At 74.1% G+C, this 18,639-nt stretch carries 22 protein-coding genes; 8 read left to right on the forward strand and 14 right to left on the reverse strand.

The features are described from left to right. Positions 1-7 precede the first annotated feature (7 nt). From ACQZ2A_RS03515 to ACQZ2A_RS03545, 7 genes are all read left to right on the forward strand, one after another. Positions 8-1,621, forward strand: a complete 1,614-nt coding sequence (locus tag ACQZ2A_RS03515) for a methyl-accepting chemotaxis protein (protein ID WP_430207196.1) — start codon at positions 8-10, stop codon at positions 1,619-1,621. Then, positions 1,621-2,007 (forward strand): response regulator, encoded by a 387-nt coding sequence (locus tag ACQZ2A_RS03520; protein ID WP_430207197.1) that lies wholly within the window; start codon positions 1,621-1,623, stop codon positions 2,005-2,007. The genes ACQZ2A_RS03515 and ACQZ2A_RS03520 overlap by 1 nt, the downstream gene beginning before the upstream one ends. Then, complete coding sequence (gene cheB / locus ACQZ2A_RS03525) at positions 2,004-3,128, forward strand: chemotaxis-specific protein-glutamate methyltransferase CheB (RefSeq protein WP_430207199.1); 1,125 nt, start codon at positions 2,004-2,006, stop codon at positions 3,126-3,128. Before ACQZ2A_RS03520 ends, cheB begins: the two co-directional genes overlap by 4 nt. Further along, positions 3,125-3,958 carry a CheR family methyltransferase gene (locus ACQZ2A_RS03530; protein ID WP_430207200.1) on the forward strand — a complete coding sequence of 278 codons (834 nt, stop codon included), beginning with the start codon at positions 3,125-3,127 and terminating at the stop codon, positions 3,956-3,958. The genes cheB and ACQZ2A_RS03530 overlap by 4 nt, the downstream gene beginning before the upstream one ends. Continuing rightward, entirely contained in the window at positions 3,955-4,431 is a 477-nt protein-coding gene (locus tag ACQZ2A_RS03535; protein WP_430207201.1) for a chemotaxis protein CheX, read from the forward strand. Before ACQZ2A_RS03530 ends, ACQZ2A_RS03535 begins: the two co-directional genes overlap by 4 nt. Continuing rightward, a complete protein-coding gene (locus tag ACQZ2A_RS03540) occupies positions 4,428-5,342 on the forward strand; it encodes a response regulator (protein WP_430207202.1) in 915 nt (304 codons plus the stop codon). Before ACQZ2A_RS03535 ends, ACQZ2A_RS03540 begins: the two co-directional genes overlap by 4 nt. A gap of 145 nt (positions 5,343-5,487) precedes the next feature. Continuing rightward, the gene (locus ACQZ2A_RS03545; RefSeq protein ID WP_430207203.1) at positions 5,488-6,876 is read left to right on the forward strand and encodes an acyltransferase family protein; all 1,389 of its coding nucleotides are present in this window, start codon (positions 5,488-5,490) and stop codon (positions 6,874-6,876) included. Here the strand turns inward: ACQZ2A_RS03545 and ACQZ2A_RS03550 are convergent. The 10 genes from ACQZ2A_RS03550 to ACQZ2A_RS03595 form a co-directional block, all read right to left on the reverse strand. Beyond that, positions 6,842-8,086 (reverse strand): RNA polymerase sigma factor, encoded by a 1,245-nt coding sequence (locus ACQZ2A_RS03550; RefSeq protein ID WP_430207204.1) that lies wholly within the window; start codon positions 8,084-8,086, stop codon positions 6,842-6,844. The two genes, ACQZ2A_RS03545 and ACQZ2A_RS03550, sit on opposite strands and share 35 nt — an antisense overlap. Next, the gene (locus tag ACQZ2A_RS03555; RefSeq protein ID WP_430207205.1) at positions 8,083-8,448 is read right to left on the reverse strand and encodes a YciI family protein; all 366 of its coding nucleotides are present in this window, start codon (positions 8,446-8,448) and stop codon (positions 8,083-8,085) included. Before ACQZ2A_RS03555 ends, ACQZ2A_RS03550 begins: the two co-directional genes overlap by 4 nt. Continuing rightward, positions 8,445-8,807 (reverse strand): YciI family protein, encoded by a 363-nt coding sequence (locus tag ACQZ2A_RS03560; RefSeq protein WP_430207207.1) that lies wholly within the window; start codon positions 8,805-8,807, stop codon positions 8,445-8,447. Before ACQZ2A_RS03560 ends, ACQZ2A_RS03555 begins: the two co-directional genes overlap by 4 nt. Further along, positions 8,804-9,181 (reverse strand): YciI family protein, encoded by a 378-nt coding sequence (locus ACQZ2A_RS03565; RefSeq protein WP_430207209.1) that lies wholly within the window; start codon positions 9,179-9,181, stop codon positions 8,804-8,806. Before ACQZ2A_RS03565 ends, ACQZ2A_RS03560 begins: the two co-directional genes overlap by 4 nt. Beyond that, the gene (locus tag ACQZ2A_RS03570; RefSeq protein WP_430207211.1) at positions 9,178-9,540 is read right to left on the reverse strand and encodes a YciI family protein; all 363 of its coding nucleotides are present in this window, start codon (positions 9,538-9,540) and stop codon (positions 9,178-9,180) included. Before ACQZ2A_RS03570 ends, ACQZ2A_RS03565 begins: the two co-directional genes overlap by 4 nt. Before the next feature lie 110 nt (positions 9,541-9,650). Then, positions 9,651-10,700: an LLM class flavin-dependent oxidoreductase gene (locus ACQZ2A_RS03575; protein ID WP_430207213.1), complete on the reverse strand. Its 1,050-nt coding sequence runs from the start codon at positions 10,698-10,700 to the stop codon at positions 9,651-9,653. 28 nt (positions 10,701-10,728) lie between these two features. Further along, complete coding sequence (locus tag ACQZ2A_RS03580) at positions 10,729-11,436, reverse strand: TrmH family RNA methyltransferase (RefSeq protein WP_430207215.1); 708 nt, start codon at positions 11,434-11,436, stop codon at positions 10,729-10,731. 10 nt (positions 11,437-11,446) lie between these two features. Next, on the reverse strand, positions 11,447-12,181 hold the full coding sequence (locus tag ACQZ2A_RS03585) for an amino acid ABC transporter ATP-binding protein (protein WP_430207217.1): 735 nt from the start codon (positions 12,179-12,181) through the stop codon (positions 11,447-11,449). Continuing rightward, entirely contained in the window at positions 12,178-13,032 is an 855-nt protein-coding gene (locus ACQZ2A_RS03590; RefSeq protein ID WP_430207218.1) for an amino acid ABC transporter permease, read from the reverse strand. Before ACQZ2A_RS03590 ends, ACQZ2A_RS03585 begins: the two co-directional genes overlap by 4 nt. After that, a complete protein-coding gene (locus ACQZ2A_RS03595) occupies positions 13,029-13,913 on the reverse strand; it encodes an ABC transporter substrate-binding protein (RefSeq protein WP_430207219.1) in 885 nt (294 codons plus the stop codon). The genes ACQZ2A_RS03590 and ACQZ2A_RS03595 overlap by 4 nt, the downstream gene beginning before the upstream one ends. 222 nt (positions 13,914-14,135) lie before the next feature. On the opposite strand from ACQZ2A_RS03595, the gene ACQZ2A_RS03600 reads away from it, so the two are divergent. Next, positions 14,136-14,819, forward strand: a complete 684-nt coding sequence (locus ACQZ2A_RS03600) for a DedA family protein (protein WP_430207529.1) — start codon at positions 14,136-14,138, stop codon at positions 14,817-14,819. A 123-nt stretch (positions 14,820-14,942) separates the two neighbouring features. Here the strand turns inward: ACQZ2A_RS03600 and ACQZ2A_RS03605 are convergent, their stop codons facing one another. The 4 genes from ACQZ2A_RS03605 to ACQZ2A_RS03620 are packed head-to-tail and all read right to left on the reverse strand — an operon-like array spanning position 14,943 to position 18,472. Further along, positions 14,943-15,569, reverse strand: coding sequence for a response regulator (locus tag ACQZ2A_RS03605; protein ID WP_430207221.1), 627 nt, complete (start codon positions 15,567-15,569; stop codon positions 14,943-14,945). Further along, the gene (locus tag ACQZ2A_RS03610; RefSeq protein ID WP_430207223.1) at positions 15,566-16,777 is read right to left on the reverse strand and encodes a sensor histidine kinase; all 1,212 of its coding nucleotides are present in this window, start codon (positions 16,775-16,777) and stop codon (positions 15,566-15,568) included. Before ACQZ2A_RS03610 ends, ACQZ2A_RS03605 begins: the two co-directional genes overlap by 4 nt. Before the next feature lie 31 nt (positions 16,778-16,808). Beyond that, positions 16,809-17,606 carry an ABC transporter permease gene (locus ACQZ2A_RS03615; protein WP_430207224.1) on the reverse strand — a complete coding sequence of 266 codons (798 nt, stop codon included), beginning with the start codon at positions 17,604-17,606 and terminating at the stop codon, positions 16,809-16,811. Beyond that, complete coding sequence (locus tag ACQZ2A_RS03620) at positions 17,603-18,472, reverse strand: ABC transporter ATP-binding protein (protein ID WP_430207225.1); 870 nt, start codon at positions 18,470-18,472, stop codon at positions 17,603-17,605. Before ACQZ2A_RS03620 ends, ACQZ2A_RS03615 begins: the two co-directional genes overlap by 4 nt. Positions 18,473-18,639: the final 167 nt, after the last annotated feature.

Raw genomic sequence — 18,639 nt, forward strand, 5'->3', positions numbered from 1 at the left:
AACCCCCATGTCCGCCACCCGCCTTCCCTCGCCGCTGGCCTGGTACGCCGACCTGCGGCTCGTGACGAAGATGGTCCTCACCATCGGCGCCTTCGTCGTGGCCGTGGCCGTCGTCGCGGCCGCAGCGTTCACCGGCCTCAAGGCCACGGACGAGGCCATCGCGTCGGTCCGCTACGACGGATCCATCGCCGTCATCGGTCTCGCCGACGTCCGCGTCGCCTTCGAGGGCCGCGACGACCTGGCCCTGGCCACCGCCGGAGGGCGGGCCGACCTCTCGATCGTCGACCGGCTGGCGGCCCAGGACGCCGCCACCGAGAAGGCCGCCGACACCTACACCGTCCTGGACTCCAAGGGTGAGGACGCCGGCAGCACCGGGTGGGCCGAGTTCACCGCGGGCTGGGCGAAGTACGTCACGCTGCGCGACACCACTCTCCTCCCGGCGCTGCGCCGGGGTGACGTGGCGACGTTCGACGCCGCTGCCAAGACCGAGCTCCTCCCGCTCGAGGACGCCATGCGCAAGGGCCTGCTCTCCGAGCAGACCTCGCGCAACACCGCCGCCGACGTCGTCGTCGCGGACGCCGAAGCGCGAAGCGCGTCGACGACCCGCACCGTCTGGGTCGCGATCGTCCTCGGCGGTGCCATCGCCCTGCTCCTGGGGCTCGGCCTGATGCGCTCGATCGTCCTGTCCGTGCGCCACATCTCGGCGGGCCTGTCGGCGCTGCGTGACGGCGACCTCACCGCCGAGGTCGAGGTCCTCAGCTCCGACGACATGGGCGTCATGGCCAGCACCTTCAACGAGGCCGTCACGGGCGTCCGGGGGATGGTCAAGGCGATCGCCGACAACGCCAACGCCCTGAGCCACGTGTCCTCGACGATGACCGCCGTCACCGCCGACATGGCCCACGGCGCCGACACGGCCGCGCAGACCTCGCGCAGCACCGCCGCCGCCGCCCACCAGGTCTCGGCCAACGTGCAGACGGTCGCCGCCGCCACCGAGCAGATGGCCGCCTCCGTCGGCGAGATCGCCCACTCCGCCAACCAGGCGGCGCGGGTCGGCCAGGACGCCGTGCAGCTCGCCGCCTCGACGAGCCAGACCGTCGCCAGCCTCGGCGAGTCCTCGACCCAGATCGGCTCGGTCGTCGAGACCATCGAGAAGATCGCCGAGCAGACGAACATGCTCGCCCTCAACGCCACCATCGAGGCGGCCCGGGCCGGCGAGCACGGCCGCGGCTTCGCGGTCGTGGCCAACGAGGTCAAGGAGCTCGCGCGGGAGACCCGCCGGGCCACGGCCGAGATCCAGGTCCGCGTCTCCTCGATCCAGTCCGACGCCGAGGCCGCGGTCGCCGCCATCAGCCGGATCGACGGCGTGGTCGCCCAGATCAACGACCACCAGACGACGATCGCCTCGGCCGTCGAGGAGCAGACCGCGACCACGAGCGAGATGTCCCGCACCGTCGCCGACGCGGCGACGGGCACGGGCAGCATCGCGACGAGCGTCGCCGAGGAGGCCGAGGCCCAGGCCCGCGCCGCCGACGGCGTCGCGACCGTCAGGACCACCGCGGGCGAGGTCGAGACCATCTCGAGCACGCTGCGCGCCGCCGTCGACCGCTTCACCGTCTGATGCGCGCCCTCGTCGTCGACGACTCCCGCACGATGCGGGTGCTGCTCGGCCGCCTGCTGCACCAGATGGGGTTCTCCGTCGAGCAGGCCGCCGACGGGCAGGAGGCGCTCGAGGCGGTGGAGTCCGCCGCCGCGGCGGGCGCCCTCCCCGACGTCTGCCTCGTCGACTGGAACATGCCCGTGATGACCGGCCTGGAGTTCGTCGTCGCCGTCCGCGCCAAACCGGCGTGGCGGGACATCAACCTCATGATGGTGACGACCGAGTCCGAGCACGGGCAGATCGTGCGGGCGCTCGCGGCCGGTGCGCACGAGTACCTCATCAAGCCCTTCCCGCCGGAGGCCATCGAGGAGAAGCTCCAGCTGCTCGGCCTGGTGCCCGCGTCATGACCATCACCGTCGTCCACGTGGACGACTCCCCCACCGTCCGGCGGATCGTCGGCGAGGCCCTGCGCGGCCTGCCGGGCGTCGAGCTCGGCGGCCAGGCGGTCAACGGTCGCGAGGGCCTGGCCCTCATCGACGAGGTGCGCCCGGACGCGGTGGTGCTCGACATCGAGATGCCGGTGATGAACGGCATCGAGACGATGCGCGAGCTGCACCGCACCCGTCCGGCGCTGCCGGTCATCATGTTCTCGACGCTCACCGAGCGCGGGGCGCGGGCCACCTTCGACGCCCTCGCCGCCGGTGCCCGCGACTACGTGACGAAGCCGAGCAGCCAGAGCGGACTCGTGGAGTCGGTCGCGACGATCCGGCGCGAGCTCGGGGAGCGGCTGGTCGCGCTCTGCCCGCCGCGGGAGCCCGCCCCCGAGGCGCCCGAGCGTCCCCGGGCGCGCCCGACGGGCCGGCGCACCGGCCCCGTCGCCACCGTCCCGCGGCCGGGCAGCGGCCTGGCCTCCGACCACTCCGGACGCGTCGACGTCCTCGCGGTCGGTGCCTCGACCGGCGGGCCGGAGGCGCTGGGCGTCTTCCTCGAGGGTCTGCCCCGCGGCCTCGCCGTGCCCGTCCTCGTCGTCCAGCACATGCCCCCGGTCTTCACCCGGCTGCTCGCCGAGCGCCTCGACCGGTCCACCGAGCTGTCGGTGCACGAGGCCGTCGACGGCGAGCCCCTGCGCCCCGGCGTGGTGCACGTCGCCCCGGGCGACCGCCACCTCACCGTCGTCGGGTCCCCCGCGGCGCCCTCCGTCGCCCTGACCGATGCCGAGAAGGAGCACCACTGCCGTCCTGCCGTCGACGTCCTCTTCCGTTCCCTCGCAACCGTCTTCGGCCGGCGCACGCTCGCCGTGGTGCTGACCGGGATGGGCGCGGACGGCGCCGCCGGTGCCGGTGAGATCGCCGGCTCGGGCGGCATCGTGCTCGCCCAGGACGAGGCCACCTCGGTCGTCTGGGGGATGCCCGGAGCCGTCGTCTCGGCGGGGCACGCCTCACGCGTGCTGCCGCTCACGACGATGGCGAGCATCGTCGGCGCGCGGGTCGCGGTCGGCCGGCCCAGCACCTGGGGAGGTGCCGCATGAGCCTCCTCGAGACCGCCGACTTCGAGCTCTTCGCGCGAATCGTCCAGCAGGACAGCGCGATCGTCCTCCAGCCCGGCAAGGAGTACCTCGTCAGCGCCCGGCTCGCCCCGGTCGCTGCGCGCGCCGGCCTGCCCGACCTCGCCACCCTCGCGGCGCGGCTGCGTTCCCGTCCCTCGGATCCCGTGCGGGCCAGCGTCGTCGAGGCCATGACGACGAACGAGACCTCCTTCTTCCGGGACATCCACCCGTTCGAGGCCCTCGGGCAGCACGTCATCCCGGCCGTCACCTCGGTGCCCCGCCCGGACCGGACACTCAACGTCTGGGCCGCGGCGTGCTCCTCGGGCCAGGAGCCGTACTCGATCGCCATGACGGCAGCCGAGACCCTCCCGCCCGGGTGGCAGGCGCGGATCACCGCGACCGACCTCTCCCCCGCGATGGTCGAGCGCACCCGCGCCGGCCGGTTCAGCCAGCTCGAGGTGGCCCGCGGCCTGTCCGCACCCCGGCTCGTCGCCCACTTCCAGCGGGTCGGGACGGAGTGGGAGGCCTCGGCCGCGCTGCGGGCGACCATCAACGCCCGCACGCTCAACCTCGCGGCGCCCCTGCCCCTGATGCCCCGCTTCGACGTCGTGTTCCTGCGCAACGTGCTCATCTACTTCGACGTCCCCACCAAGGCGGCCGTGCTGGCCGCCGTCCGGGGGGTGCTCCGCCCCGGCGGGTACCTCTTCCTCGGCGCCGCCGAGACGACCCTCGGCCTCGACCCCGGGTTCGAGCGCGTGGCGCTCGGGCGCGCGATGGCCTACCAGCTCACGACGAGAGGCGGTCGAGCATGACCACCATCCCTGCCCCCATCGAGGCCGAGTACCTCGACTCCATCGTCACGTCGGTGTGGGAGTCGCTCTTCGGCGAGCCCGTCGTCGTGACCCCGACCGCCGACGAGGCCGACGACGCCGTGCGCGCGAGCGTGGACATCCACGGCTCGTGGAGCGGCTCGGTCGTCGTCTCCTGCGCGCCCGCCGTCGCCTCGGGGCTGGCCCGCGAGCTGCTCGCCCTCCCCGACGACGCCGACCCGGACACCGCGGAGGTGCACGACGCACTCGGCGAGATCGCGAACATCGTCGCCGGCAACGTCAAGTCGCTGCTGCCGGACCACGCCGAGCTCGGCCTGCCCGAGGTCCGCCAGGGCCGGGCCGCCGGCGCCCCCGCGGAGCGGGGCGAGCGCGCCGACGCCCTGGTCGCCGCCACCTACCACGCGACCGCGGGCCGCCTGCGGGTCGACGTCACCACCCAGGAGGGACCCCGATGAAGCTGCTCGTCGTCGACGACTCCCGCGTCATGCGCCAGATCGTCACGCGCACCCTGCGCCAGGCCGGTCACGGAGGCCACGACATCGTCGAGGCCGACAACGGCCGCTCCGGCCTCGAGGCCGTCGCCGCCCACCGTCCCGACCTCGTGCTGTCCGACTGGAACATGCCCGAGATGTCCGGGCTGGAGTTCCTCGAGGCGCTGCGCGCGTCCGGCGACGGCACGCCCTTCGGCTTCGTCACCTCCGAGGGCTCGGTGACGATGCGCTCCCAGGCGCTGGCCGCCGGTGCGCTCTTCCTCGTCGGCAAGCCCTTCACCGCCGAGTCCTTCGCGCTGCACCTCGACCCGGTCCTCGGCCGGGGCGGGCACGCGCCGGCGGTGGCGGCCGTCGAGGACCGCGTGCTCGGGCACAACGGTCTCCCGGAGCGCAAGGAGACCCGCGACCTGCTGGAGCGGCTGCTCGGCCGGGACTGCGTCGTCACCGACGCCCTCGGGTACCCGACCCCGGCCGACGGCCGGACCACGTCGGGCGAGATCGTCGACGACGAGGGCCGGGTCACGGCGCTCCTCGTCGCCGACCACGAGCTCGTCGTGCGGGCCGGCGCCTGCCTGTCCCTGACGCCGGCCGGTGCGGCCGAGGACCTCGTGAAGGACGGCGAGACCACGCCGCCGGTCCGGGCCGCCTTCTCCGAGGTGCTCAACGTCTTCACCTCGCTCTTCAACGGCGGGGGCGGCACGCACGTGCGCCTCGGCCGGGTGTGGTTCCCCCCGGAGGCCCCTCCGGCGGACGTCCTCGGGACGGTCGACGGGTCGCTGACCCGCGACGACCTCGCGGTGTCCGTCGCGGGCTACGGCGAGGGCCGCTTCTCCGTCGTGCTCCCGGCGACCGTCGCCGCGAGCGGGGCCGCCTGACGGCGGCCCGCACCGTCGGTCGGCCCGTGCTGGGGCCGGGCCGACCGAACCGGTCACCTCGTTCCCGGGTCCACCCCCCTCCACGGGGTGGACCCGGGTACGTGTGCTCAGGCCCCGGTGCCGCTCGAGGCGTCACGCTGGGCGCATGCAGACCCTCACGGCACGCGAGATCGACGCCGCCACCCCCACCGACCGCAACCGGGTCGTCGACCTGCTGCGCGTCGCGGCCCTGACCGTCGTCGTCCTCGGGCACTGGCTCGTCGCGGCGGTCGTCGTGCGTGACGGCCGGCTGGACGCCGGGGCCGTCCTCGACCGGGCGTCGTGGACGCACCCGCTCACGTGGGTGTTCCAGGTGATGCCGGTCTTCTTCCTCGTCGGCGGGTACGCGAACGGCTTGTCGTGGAGGCGTTCTCGCGAGCGCGGGGTCGGCTGGCCGGAGTGGCTGCGTGGCCGGCTGCGTCGGCTGCTCGTACCGGTGGTGCCGCTGCTGCTGTTCTGGGTCGGGCTCCTCCTCGTGGCCGATGCCGCCGGGGTGGACCGGGCGTCACTGCGCACGGCATCGCAGGTGGCGCTGGTGCCGACGTGGTTCCTGGCCGCGTACGTCGTCGTCTGCGCGCTGGCGCCGCTGACCCTGCGGCTCTGGGAGCGCTTCGGGTGGGCATCCGTCGTCGGTGGCCTGGTGGTGGGCGGGGTCGTCGACGTCGTGAGCCTGACCGTCGGGCCGTGGTGGGTCGGGTTCGCGAACTACGTCGTCGTCTGGGGCGCCGTGCACCAGCTGGGGTACGCGTGGCTCGACGGACGGGTCGGCGGGACGGGGCGCCGGCTGGCGCTGGCCGGGGTCGGGCTCGTCGGGCTGGTGGCGCTGGTGTGGGCCGGCCCGTACCCGGTGTCCATGATCGGGCTGGACGGCGCCGCCGTGAACAACAGCTACCCCACGCGGGTGACGCTGGGGCTCCTCGGGCTGCTGCAGGGCGGGGTGGTCCTCGCGCTCGAGCCGGCGCTCCGGCGGGCGATGTCCCGGGCCGAAGCGTGGGCGGCCGTCGTCGTCCTCGGCCGCCGGATGATGTCGGTCTACCTGTGGCACCTCACGGTGATGGTGCTCGTCATCGGGGCCTCGCTGCTGGTCGGCGGGTTCGGGCTGGGTGTCGAGCCGCTGTCGGGTGGCTGGTGGGCGACGCGCCCGCTGTGGTGGCTGGTGCTCGGGGTGCTCACGGCGGGCGTCGTCGCGCTCGTGGGACGGTTCGAGGACGTGCGGCGGCTCGGCGGGCGGGCCGCCGCGTGGCAGCCGGTCGCGGCGACGGTGCTCGGCTGCGGCGGGCTCGGCGTGATGGCGGCCCGCGGGCTGGTCGGGCGCGAGGGCCTCAGCTGGTGGTGGGCGCTGCTGCCCGTGCTCGGGGTGGCCCTGCTCGGGACCCGGGACCGCTCACGCGCCCCCGGGTCGAGTGCGGAAGTGGTCGCTGGGGCGGCCACTTCCGCACTCGACGGCGGGCGCCGGGGCGTCAGGGGGTCGTCAGGCCGTCCCGACGAGCGGTGAGGTGCGCGCGCTCGACCTCGTTGCCGCACAGACGGATCGCGTCGTCGAGGGCGATGACGGCCGCGTCGTCCTCCCCCAGCCGGGCCAGCAGCTCCCCCCGCACGGCGGGCAGCCGGTGGCTGCCGGACAGCTCGGCGTCGAGCCCGTCGAGGGCGGCCAGCCCGGCCGCCGCGCCGTCCCGCTCGGCGACGGCCACCGCGGAGGCGAGCCGGACCATCGGTGAGGGGCTGACGACGGCGAGGGCGTCGTACGCGGCGCAGATACGGTCCCAGCGCGTGTCCGCCGCGGTGGGCGCGAGGGCGTGCTCGGCGGCGACGAGGGCCTGCAACCGGTAGGACTCGGTGAGCAGGTCGGTCGAGGGGGCGAGCCCGGCGAGCAGCCGCACTGCCTCGTCGACCTCGTCGCGGTGCCACCGGGCGCGGTCCTGGTCGGGCAGGAGGACCAGCGCGCCGTCCGGTCCGACCCGCGCGTCCCGCCGCGAGTGCTGGAGGAGGGTGAGGGCCAGCAGGGCCACGAGAACCGGCTCGGCGGGGCGCAGCGCCAGGGTCACCCGCACCAGCCGGACCGCCTCGCCGGCGAGGTCGGCGCGCACGAGGTCGGGGCCGGAGCCCGGCGCGTAGCCGGCGGTGAAGGCCAGGTAGGCGGTCTGCGCGACGACGCGCAGCCGGTCGGGCAGGTCGTCGGCCGCCGGGACCGCGAACGGGATGCCCGCCGCCGCGATCTTCTTCTTGCCGCGGGTGATCCGGGCCGCCATCGTCGGCTCCGGCACGAGGAAGAGCCGGGCGATGTCGGCGGTCGAGACCCCGACCACCAGCCGCAGCGCGAGCGCACTGGCCACCTCCGGGCCGAGGGCCGGGTGGCAGCACATCAGGACGAGGCGCAGGACGTCGTCCTCGACGAGACCGCCGGGGTCGGCCATGACAGTCCCTCCTCCGATGGGCTCGGCGTCGACGACGAGCAGCGGCGCCTTGCGCGCCGCCATCGCCTCGGCGCGCAGACGGTCGAGCAGCCGGCGCCTCGCCGCGGTGTGCAGCCACGCAGCCGGGGAGTCGGGGACACCGTCGGCCGGCCAGCGCCGCGCGGCGGCCTCCACGGCGTCGCCGAGGGCGTCCTCGACGAGGTCCAGGCGCCGGAACCGGCCGAGGAGGAGGGCGACGAGCCGCCCCCACTCCTCGCGCACGGTGGCGGCCAGGACCTCGTCGGGGCTCACACCGACTCGTAGCCCTCGATGACCATGACCGGGCGGATCTCGACCGTGTACGCCGACGGCATCAGCCGGGCCGCCGCGATCGCCGCGTCGAGGTCGGGCAGCTCGACGTCGTAGTAGCCGCCGACCTGCTCGGCCAGCTCGACGAAGGGCCCGTCGGTGACGGTCCGCTCCTCGCCCCGGCCGGGGTGCACCGTCGTCGCGGTGTCGGCGTCGCAGAGCGCACCGCTGGAGAGCCGGCGGCCGTGCTCGTCGACGTACCGCTCGAAGGCGTGGTGCGCGTCGAAGTACTCCTGGCGCTCCTCGGGCGAGGCCGCCTCCCACTCACCGGGGCGGTAGGCGATGAGGACGACGTACCGCTTCACGACGCACGCTCCTCGTCGGTGACGACCCGGCGGACCTCGACGGCACCGTCCGGCTGCGCGAGGACGGCCACGACCTCGAGCAGGTCGTCGAGGTCGTCGGACTCGACCTCGTAGTAGCCGGTCAGCTGCTCCACGGTCTCGGCGTAGGGACCGTCCGTGACGGTGACCGCGCCGTCACCCGCACGCACCACCTTCGCCTCGGTGGACCGGGTCAGCTCGGCACCACCGGTGATGGTGTGGCCGCGCGCCGCGAGCGCCTGCGCGAAGTCGCCGTGCCGGGCGTAGGTGGCCAACTTCTCCTCGGCCGAGGCTGCGGCCCACCGGGACTCGTCACCGGGGAGCAGGACGACGTACCTCATGACGCACCTCCGCCGTCGGGTCCGTCGCCCTCGAGGTCGCGCAGCTCGATGAGCTCACCGCGCGCGGCGAACTCGGAGCACAGCCGGACGAGGTCGGCGCGGTCGGGCGACTCGAGGAGGTAGAACCCGACGACCTGCTCGACCGACTCGGTGAACGGCCCGTCCGTGACGAGCGCCCCACCGGCACCGTCGGGGCGCATCGACAGGGCCTCCGCGGAGGGCCGCAAGGGGGAGGTGGCCACGATCCGGTGGCCGCCGGCAGCGAGGTCGCGATGGAACCGCTCGTGCGAGCGCATCCCCTTCTCGTGCTCCTCGGGCGGCAGCTGCGCCCACTCGGCCTCGGGCGCGGGCAGCAGGACCAGGTGGCGGCTCACGCGGGCCGGTCCTCGGGCTGCACGGTCCGGCGGACCTCGACGGAGTCCCCGAGCGCCGCGATGATCTGGCAGCACTCGAGCAGGTCGTCGAGGTCCTCGCTCTCGACCTGGTAGAAGCCGCCCACCTGCTCGGCGGTCTCGGCGAACGGGCCGTCGGTCACCGCGCCGCCCCCGCCGGGGATGCGCTTGGTCTCGGCCGAGCCGTGCAGCTCGGCGCCGCCGGTGATGCGGTGGCCGCGGCGGGTCAGCTCCTCGCCGAAGCGCGTGTACTCGGCGTAGCCGGCGGTGCGCTGCTCGGCATCCATCGTGGTCCACCAGCGGTCGGCATCACCGACGATGAGGACGACGTACTCGGTCATCTCGTGCTCCTTCGGTCCGGGCCGCGGCTGCGACCTCACCCCCGTGACGCGCGGGCGTCCGACGATTCGACAGGTCTACCGAACTTTTCCGCCGGATGCGCGGGACCGGGTCAGGAGAGGGCCCCGGCGAGGAGGCGCAGCGTCTCCTCGCGGGCGGGCGCGCGGTCTGCGGGCGTCCCCGCGACGGCGCCGGCGACCGGGCTGACCATCACCTCGTCGACGGCGTGCTCGGCGGCCAGGGCCGTGAGGCGCGATGCGACGTCCTCCGGCGTGCCGACGAGCCAGCGCGAGAGCATCTCCTCGGCGAGCGCCTCGTGCGCCGGGGGCAGGGGCTCGGACTCGGCCTCCTCGACCGACGCGAGCGCCCGCAGGGGCTGCCCGGTGCGCAGCGCGACCATCGAGCGGATGTTGGGCAGCGCGAGCCGGCGCGCCTCCTCGGCCGTCGGCGCCACGACGACGTTGGCCGTCAGCAGGGTGCGCGGCTCGGGGTGCTCCTCGGACGGCACGTAGCCGCCGCGGTAGAGGGCCAGCGCCTCGGCCGTCCCGCGCCCGGAGAAGTGCGAGGCGAAGACGTAGGGCAGCCCGCGCGAGGCGGCGAGCCGGGCGGAGTAGTCCGACGAGCCGAGCAGCCACAGGGTCGGGACCGAGGCGGCCCGGGGGGTGGCGCGCAGGACGTGGTCGCCGGTGGCCAGGCGCAGCGCAGCGCCGGCGGGCGACATCATCGTCATGACGGCGTCGACGTGGTCGGGGAAGCGGTCGACGGCGTCGCCGTCCCCCTGGCCGGTGCCGCTGCGCAGCGCCCAGGCCGTGACGGGGTCGGTGCCGGGCGCGCGGCCGATGCCGAGGTCGACCCGGCCGGGGAAGGCGGCCTCGAGGAGGGCGAACTGCTCGGCGACGACGAGCGGCGCGTGGTTGGGCAGCATCACACCACCGGAGCCGACCCGGATGCGGTCGGTGGCGGCGGCGACGACGGCGGCCAGGACCGGCGGGTTGGTGGCGGCGACGGCCGGCATGTTGTGGTGCTCGGCGAGCCAGTACCGGCGGTAGCCGAGCCGGTCGGCCACGCGGGCCAGGGAGCGGGTGGCGGCGACGGCGTCGGCGGTGTCCTGGTCGGAGCGCACGGGGACGAGGTCGAGGACGGAGAGTGCGGGGGTGGTCACCGAAGGTCCAGCGGCCCCGGCGCCGGCCCTATTCCGACGGCTGGTCCTCGGGGTCGAGTGCGGAGGTGGTCGCCGGGGCAGCCACGTCCGCACTCGACGCGGAGGGGTGCTGGTCGAAGACGTGCCGGCGCACCCAGGCGTGCATCGCCACGGCGGCGGCCGCCCCGGCGTTGACCGAGCGCGTCGAGCCGAACTGGGCGATGTGCAGCACGACGTCGCAGGCCTGCTGCATCTCCGGCGTCAGCCCCTCCCCCTCCTGCCCGAGCACGAGCACGCAGGCCCGCGGCAGGTCGTGGGTCTCGAGCGGCTGCGACCCCGGCACGTTGTCGATGCCGACCAGCGGCAGCGCGCCACCGCCCGGCCCGGCACCGGAAGCCCACTCCCGCAACGCGGCGGCATCGGCGTGGTGGTGCTCGTGCTGGTACCGGTCGGTGACCATCGCCCCGCGCCGGTTCCAGCGCCGCTTGCCGACGACGTGGAAGGCGGCGGCGTTGAAGGCGTTCGCGGTCCGCACGACGGAGCCGATGTTGAGGTCGTGGCGCCAGTTCTCGATGGCGACGTGGAACGGGTGCCGGCGGGTGTCGAGGTCGGCGACGACGGCCTCCATCGACCAGTACCGGTACCGGTCCACGACGTTGCGGCGGTCGCCATCACGGAGCAGCTCGGGGTCCCACCGCGGCCCCTCGGGCCACGGCCCCTCCCAGGGCCCGACCCCGACCTCGCGCTGCTCGTCCACGGGGAGAAGGCTAGGCGTGGACCCGGGAGAGGAAGCGGCGGGTGCGCTCCTCGCGCGGGTCGTCGAGCACCCGGGCGGGCGGTCCCTCCTCGTGGACCACGCCGCCGTGGAGGAAGCAGACGGAGTCGGCGACCTGGCGGGCGAACCCGATCTCGTGGGTGTTGAGGACCATCGTCATGCCCTCGTCCTTGAGCCCGCGCAGGAGGTCGAGCACCTCGCCGACGAGCTCGGGGTCCAGGGCCGAGGTGACCTCGTCGAGGAGCATCAGCCGCGGCTGGTTGACCAGCGCCCGGGCGATGGCCACGCGCTGCTGCTGCCCGCCCGAGAGGTCGTCGGGGCGCGCGGACGCCTTGTCCGCCAGCCCGACCCGCTCGAGCATCGCCATCGCCCGCTCCCGCGCCTCGGCCTTCGCCACCTTGTGGACCCGCACGGGCGCGAGCGTGATGTTCTCGAGGACGGAGAGGTGAGGGAACAGGTTGTAGGCCTGGAAGACGATGCCCGTCCGCGAGCGCACGGCGTCGGCGTCGACCCGGGGGTCGGTGACGTCCTCGCCGTCGAGCGTGATGCGCCCGTCGTCGACGACCTCGAGCAGGTTGATGCAGCGCAGCAGCGTCGACTTGCCCGAGCCGCTGGCGCCGATGAGCACGACCACCTGACCCTCGTGGACCGACAGGTCGAGTCCGCGCAGCACCTCGTTGTCCCCGAACGACTTCCGCACGCCTTCCAGACGCAGCACCTCGCTCACAGCATCCCTCCCGCACCGTGGAAGCCCTGCTTGCGCGCGACGTGGTCGGTGAGCCGCGCCATCGGGACGGTCAGGCAGACGAACAGCGCCCCGGCCACGACGTACGGCGTAAAGTTGAAGTCGGTGGCGGTCTCGATCTGCGCGGCCCGGATGGCGTCGATGACCCCGAGCACGGCGATGAGGCCGGAGTCCTTCTGCAGCGAGACGAGGTCGTTCATCAGCGGGGGCACCACCCGGCGGACCGCCTGCGGGAGGACGACGTGCCGCATCGTCTGCCCGTAGGTCAGCCCGAGGGAGCGCGAGGCCGCCCGCTGCGAGGGGTGCACCGACTCGATGCCCGCGCGGAACACCTCCGCGACGTACGCCGAGTAGGACAGCACCAGCGCGCACGAGCCCCAGAAGAGGGCCGAGGACGGCAGGCCCGACAGCCGCAGCGCCGGCGCCCCGAAGCCGAGGACGAAGATGACGAGCAGCAGGGGCAGGCCGCGGAAGAGGTCGACGTACGCGGTGGCGAACAGCCTGAGCGGGAACGCGACCGGGCCGCGCACGGTGCGCATCACGGCGAGGGTGAGCCCCAGCAGGGCGATGACGACGCCGCACACCAGCATGACCCGGATGTTCAGCCAGAGCCCCTCGAGCACCACCGGCAGCGCCTCGAGCGCCTTGTCCGGGTCGAGGAAGGTCTCGCGCACCCGCGGCCAGCCCGGCGAGGTGACGACGAGCGCGACGACGACCCCGACGAGGACGACGGTCGAAGCCGCCGAGATCCCCGCGGAGCGGACCGCCCGCCCGCGCCGGTACCGCCGGCGCTCGAGCTCGAGCGCCGACGGCTCGTGCGCGGCGGTCGTCACGACAGCTCGGGGGCGCCCTGGGTGGAGAGCCACTCGGTGACGAGCTTCTCGAGCGTCCCGTCGGTGCGCAGCGCGTCGACCGCGGCCGTGACGCAGGGAGTGAGCGAGCTGCCCTTGTCGAGGACCGCGCCGAACTGCTCGGGCGTGCTGCCGGTGGCCGGGAGCTGCCCGACGATGACGCCGTCGTCGAGCTGGGCGGCGGTCATGTAGAAGCCGGTCGGCAGGTCGACGACGATGCCGTCGATCTGCTTGTTCTTCAGCGCCTGCACGGCGAGGTCGTTGGTGTCGAAGACGGCGACGTCCTCGGTGGGCGCGATCTGGTCCTTCGCGGCGGTGTACGAGGTGGTCCCGACCTGCGCGCCGAGCTTCGCGCCCTTGAGGTCGGCGACGGTGGTCTTCCCGTCGATGGGGCTGCCCTTGTACGTGATGACGCTCTGGCGCACGTCGTAGTAGCCGGCCGAGAAGTCCACGGCGTTGCGGCGCTCGTCGCTGATCGAGACCTGGTTGAGGTCGAGGTCGAAGGTCTTCGGGCCGGGGGCGATGGCGGTGTTGAACGGCACGACCGCCCAGGTCACCTTCTCCTTCGCGTACCCGAGCTTGTCGGCGATGGCGTAGGCGACGGCCGACTCGTAGCCCTTGCCGTTGCTCGGGTCGTCGTCCGCGAACCACGGGCCGTAGGCCGGCTTGTCGGTGCCGACGGTCAGCGTGCCGGCGGTCAGGGTCTTCAGCGCGTCGGGCGTGCAGCCGGCGAGCGGGTCCGACGAGGTGCCGCTCGGGGTGGCCGAGCCGGCGGGCTGCTCGTCGACGGGCGCGCCGCAGCCGGCGAGGGCCAGGGCGGCGGCGAGGAGGACGGGGGTGACGAGGCGAGGACGTCGGGTCATGGCGGTGCTCTCTTCCGGACGCGCGCGGACCACGGCTCCGCGCGTTCGAGCGACACGCTAGACGCCCGGGACGGAACCCGTCGCGGTCGTCCCACATGGCGACGGGATCCGTCGTGCACGGTCACCTCACCGCCGCGATGCACCGGGCGCGGCCACCCACAGCCGACCCACAGCGCCGGGTCGGCCCGCGCACCGGCCCGGGGTCCTACCCTTGGGCCCGTGATGCACTCCCTCGGTCCGCAGTGGATGGACCCCCAGTACCTCCTCGACACCTACGGGTCGGCCTTCTTCTGGATCTCGCTGGCCATCGTCTTCGTCGAGTGCGGGCTGTTCTTCCCGATCCTGCCCGGCGACTCCCTCCTCTTCGCCGTCGGCCTGTTCGTCGCGAGCGGCCAGCTGAAGACCAACCTCGCGCTCGCCCTCGTCGCCCTCTTCGTCGCGGCCTTCGCCGGCAACGTCGTCGGCTACGAGCTCGGCCGCCGGCTCGGGGCGCCGCTGCGCAACCGCGACGGGCGGATCATCAAGCGCCAGTACTTCGACAAGACCGAGGAGTTCTTCGACCGCTACGGCGCCAAGGCCCTCGTCCTCGGCCGCTTCGTGCCGATCGTGCGCACCTACATCACCGTCGTCGCCGGCATCGGGCGGATGGAGCGCCGGCACTTCTTCACCTGGTCCGCCGTCGGCGCCGCGCTCTGGGTGGGTGTCGTGACCCTCGCCGGCCACTTCCTCGGCAACGTCGCGTTCGTGAAGAACAACCTCGAGGTGGTCATCCTCGCCATCGTCGCCGTCTCGGTGCTGCCGGTCGTCGTCGAGTGGCTGCGGCACCGGCGGTCCGCCGCGATGTCGCGCGCCGAGGTCGCCCGCGAGTCCGACGAGGTCATCGACGAGGTCGAGCAGCGCCCCTGAGCGCCCGGTCCGACCGCGTCAGCACGACGGAGCCCGCACCCGAGCCTGTTTCCGGTGGTCGAGCCCTCTGCAGGCGGCTCGACGACAGGGAACCGGCTCGCACGGCCCGGATGGGCGGCGCCCTCAGCCGAGGTCGACCAGCCCGCGCCGGTGGGCCTCGGTGACCGCCGCCGTCCGGTCCTGCACCCCGAGCTTGGCGAACGCCCGGATGAGGTGGGTCTTGACCGTCGCCTCGCCGATGAACAGCTCACGGCCGACCTCGGCGTTCGACATCCCGCGCGCGACGAGGGTCAGCACCTCGACCTCGCGCCCGGTGAGATCCGGGGCCGCCGGAGCCCGGAGCCGGTCGGCCAGGCGCGCCGCCACCGGAGGAGCCAGCACCGTCTCGCCGCGCGCCGCCCGCCGGATGGCGTCGGTGAGCACCGAGGTCGGGGCGTCCTTGAGCAGGTAGCCGCGGGCGCCGGCCTCGACGGCCCGCACGATGTCGGCGTCCGTGTCGTAGGTGGTGAGGACGAGCACGTGCGGCGCGCCGGGCATCGAGCGCAGCCGCGCCGTGGCCTCGGCGCCGTCCATCACCGGCATCCGCAGGTCCATCAGCACGACGTCGGGCTCGAGCCGAGGGACGAGGGCCAGCGCCTCGGCGCCGTTGCCGGCCTCCCCGACGACGTCGAGGTCGGCCTCCTCGCCGAGGACGGCGACCATCCCGGCCCGCACGACGGGGTGGTCATCGACGACGAGCAGGCGGATCACCGGGGCACCTCCAGGCGCAGCGTCGTGCCGGAGCCCGGCGCGCTCGTCAGCCCGACGTCGCCACCGACCTGCTCCGCGCGGGCGCGCACGCCGTCGAGGCCGAAGCCCTGCCGGTCGGCCACGACGTCGAAGCCGCAGCCGTCGTCGGTGACGGTGAGGACGACCCGCTCGGGCTCGTAGGCGAGCGCCAGGTCGACCCGGCGCGCGGTGGCGTGCCGCCGGACGTTGGAGAGCGCCTCCTGGGCGGTGCGCAGCAGGACGACCTCGGCGACGCCCCCGAGCGGCGCCGGCTCGCCGTCCACGCGCACCTCGGTCTGCAGACCCGCCTCGCTGCTGACCGCCGCGCCGAGCCGCTGCATCGCCTCGACGAGCGTGCGCGACTGGAGGTGGCCCGGCGTCAGCTCGGCGACGATGAGCCGCGCCTCGGCGAGGTTGTCGACGGCGGTCCGCTCGACGAGCGCGAGCCGCTCGCGGGCGGTGTCGACGTCGCCGCGGGCCAGCGCCGCCTCGGCCGCCCGGGTGAGGGTGACCACCGAGGTGAAGCCCTGAGCGAGGGTGTCGTGGATCTCGCGGGAGATGCGCTCCCGCTCGTCCTGCACGCCACGGTCGCGCTCGACGACGGCGAGCCGGGCCTGGGTCTCGCGCAGCTCGTCGATGGTCGCCGCGCGCCCCTCGGCCTCGGCGACGATCCGGTTGATGAACAGGCCGAGGGCCAGCGAGAGGCTGAGCGAGATGACCGTGCTGATGAGGATGTTGACCAGGCCCTGCCCGGAGAAGTCGGCCTGCACCCACCGCAGGCCGCCGAAGACGACGAGCGCGAGGACGGTGCCGCGCACCGCGTTCGGCACCTCGAGCATCGCCCACATCTGCGGGAAGAGCGCGAAGAACAGCAGCCAGCTCTGGGTCTCCGGGTCGACCGCCTGGATGCCGAGCAGCGCGAGCCAGGCGACCACCTGGTAGGCGATGGCCCAGCGCTCGCCCTGGTGCCGCAGCCCCCGCACCCCGAGGCCGAGGTAGGCGACGGCGACGAGGACGAGGAACGCGTACGTCAGGAGCCGACCGTGCGGCGGGGGGTCGTCGAGCGCGGTGACGATGACGGCGGCGGCCCACACCGCGGCGAACACGCCGTGCCAGTAGGGCTCCTGGCGCCGCCACATCGCGGTGAGGTCCTGGCGCGAGGTGCTCGCCGGCGCTGCCACGTCGTCCACGCCGCCCATCATCGCCCCTCCGGCCCCCCGCTCACACCGAGCCGCGCTTGAACCACTTGAAGGTCGTCACGCAGAGCACGAGCCCGACGAGCGCCCACGCCCCGAGGACGAGGAGGGTCCGCCCCGTCTCCCACGAGCCGGCCATCTCCTGCGCGGCCATGCCGTCGGGGAAGAACACCGAGCGCATGCCCTGCGCGATCCACTTCAGCGGGAAGACGGAGGCGATGCGCTGCAGCCACTCCGGCACGTCGTTGAAGTTGAGGTAGACGCCGGAGATGAACTGGAGCACCAGCTGCGGTCCGATGACCACCGCGCCGATGGAGCGCGAGGTCGACAGCGACGAGTAGGCGATGCCGAGGACGGTGCCCCCGAAGACGCCGAGCACGAAGACGGCGGCGAAGACCAGCCAGCGGTCGGCGCTGGTGGGCAGCGGGACACCGAAGGCGAAGCGGGCCACCAGCAGCAGGACGACCAGCTGCAGCAGGGAGGAGACGCCCACGAGGCCGACCTTGCCGAGGAAGTAGGTGACCGGCGGCATCGGCGTGCTGCGGAGGCGCTTGAGCGTGCCGTCGTCGCGCTCGGTGGCGACCGACATCGCCATCGTCTGGAAGCTGGTGAGCAGCACGCCGGCCGAGACCATCCCCGGGAGGAAGAAGCGCGCGGCACTCATGTCGGGGCCGGCGTCGTCGAACTGGCTCGAGAAGATCACCGAGAACAGCGCGAGCAGCATGATCGGGAAGAGGAAGGAGAAGAAGACCGCCTCCTTCTCGCGGGAGTACATCTTCAGCTCGACGCGGGTGCGGTCGAGACCGAGGGCGAGGGTGTTCACGCCGGGACCTCCGTGGACTCGTGGGTGACGTGCGGGGCGATGAGCGCGAGGTAGGTGTCCTCGAGGGAGGGTCGGCTGACCGTGAGCTCGGGGACCTCGCCGGGGAAGCGGGCCGCGAGCCGCGAGACCTCGAGGGTCGGGGTCGCGGTGCGGACCGAGCGCCGGGTGCCCTCCTCCTCCCAGGTGACCGTCGCCTCCTCGCTCTGCCGGCCGCCGAGGTTGGCCGGGGTGTCGAGGGCGAGCAGCCGCCCTGCGGCGATGACGCCCACGCGGTCGGCCAGGTGCTCGGCCTCGTCGAGGTAGTGCGTCGTGAGGAGGATGGTCGTGCCGTCGTGCGCGAGCGAGCGGATCAGCTCCCAGAAGTCGCGCCGGGCCTGGGGGTCGAAGCCGGTCGTCGGCTCGTCGAGGAAGAGCAGCTCGGGGCGGCCGACGATGCCGAGCGCGACGTCGAGCCGGCGGCGCTGGCCCCCGGAGAGGCCGACGACGCGGTCGTCGGCCTTCTCGGTGAGACCGGTCGCGGCGAGGACCTCGTCGACGTCGCGGGCGTGGCGGTAGGCGCGGGCGGTGCTCGAGAGCACCTCGCGCGGCGTCAGCAGGTCCAGGCCCCCGCTCGTCTGCAGGACGATGCCGATGCGGTCGCGCCACGCGAGCGGCGCGCCGTGCGGGTCGGTGCCGAGGACGGAGACCTCGCCGCCGTCCCGGTCGCGGAACCCCTCGAGGACCTCGACGGTCGTCGTCTTGCCGGCGCCGTTGGGGCCGAGGAGGGCGAACACCTCGCCGGACTCGACGTCGAGGTCGAGGCCGGCGACGGCGCGGTGCTCGCCGTAGGACTTCACGAGGCCGCGGATGCGGATGGCTGTGGTCATGGCTCCAGCGTGCTCGGGTCGCCGGCGGCGCGGGACGCCCGGCCGGTGGACAGCCCGTCCACCGACCGGTGGACACGCCGTCCCTCGCGGTCGAGGTGAAACCGGGCTGCGAGAAGGGCCGGCATCACCTCGACCCGCGCTCCGCCCTCCCCGGGTCGAGGTGAGAG

It is taken from the genome of Phycicoccus avicenniae (assembly GCF_050496545.1).
GTDB classification, from domain to species: Bacteria; Actinomycetota; Actinomycetes; order Actinomycetales; family Dermatophilaceae; genus Phycicoccus; species Phycicoccus avicenniae_A.

Coding starts and splice junctions, on each gene's coding strand:
- ACQZ2A_RS03540 (WP_430207202.1), top strand. CDS start 4,428: ATGAAGCTGCTCGTCGTCGACGACTCCCGCGTCATGCGCCAGATCGTC.
- ACQZ2A_RS03600 (WP_430207529.1), top strand. CDS start 14,136: ATGCACTCCCTCGGTCCGCAGTGGATGGACCCCCAGTACCTCCTCGAC.
- ACQZ2A_RS03530 (WP_430207200.1), top strand. CDS start 3,125: ATGAGCCTCCTCGAGACCGCCGACTTCGAGCTCTTCGCGCGAATCGTC.
- ACQZ2A_RS03520 (WP_430207197.1), top strand. CDS start 1,621: ATGCGCGCCCTCGTCGTCGACGACTCCCGCACGATGCGGGTGCTGCTC.
- ACQZ2A_RS03560 (WP_430207207.1), bottom strand. CDS start 8,807: ATGAGGTACGTCGTCCTGCTCCCCGGTGACGAGTCCCGGTGGGCCGCA.
- ACQZ2A_RS03535 (WP_430207201.1), top strand. CDS start 3,955: ATGACCACCATCCCTGCCCCCATCGAGGCCGAGTACCTCGACTCCATC.
- ACQZ2A_RS03545 (WP_430207203.1), top strand. CDS start 5,488: ATGCAGACCCTCACGGCACGCGAGATCGACGCCGCCACCCCCACCGAC.
- cheB (WP_430207199.1), top strand. CDS start 2,004: ATGACCATCACCGTCGTCCACGTGGACGACTCCCCCACCGTCCGGCGG.
- ACQZ2A_RS03570 (WP_430207211.1), bottom strand. CDS start 9,540: ATGACCGAGTACGTCGTCCTCATCGTCGGTGATGCCGACCGCTGGTGG.
- ACQZ2A_RS03515 (WP_430207196.1), top strand. CDS start 8: ATGTCCGCCACCCGCCTTCCCTCGCCGCTGGCCTGGTACGCCGACCTG.
- ACQZ2A_RS03620 (WP_430207225.1), bottom strand. CDS start 18,472: ATGACCACAGCCATCCGCATCCGCGGCCTCGTGAAGTCCTACGGCGAG.
- ACQZ2A_RS03595 (WP_430207219.1), bottom strand. CDS start 13,913: ATGACCCGACGTCCTCGCCTCGTCACCCCCGTCCTCCTCGCCGCCGCC.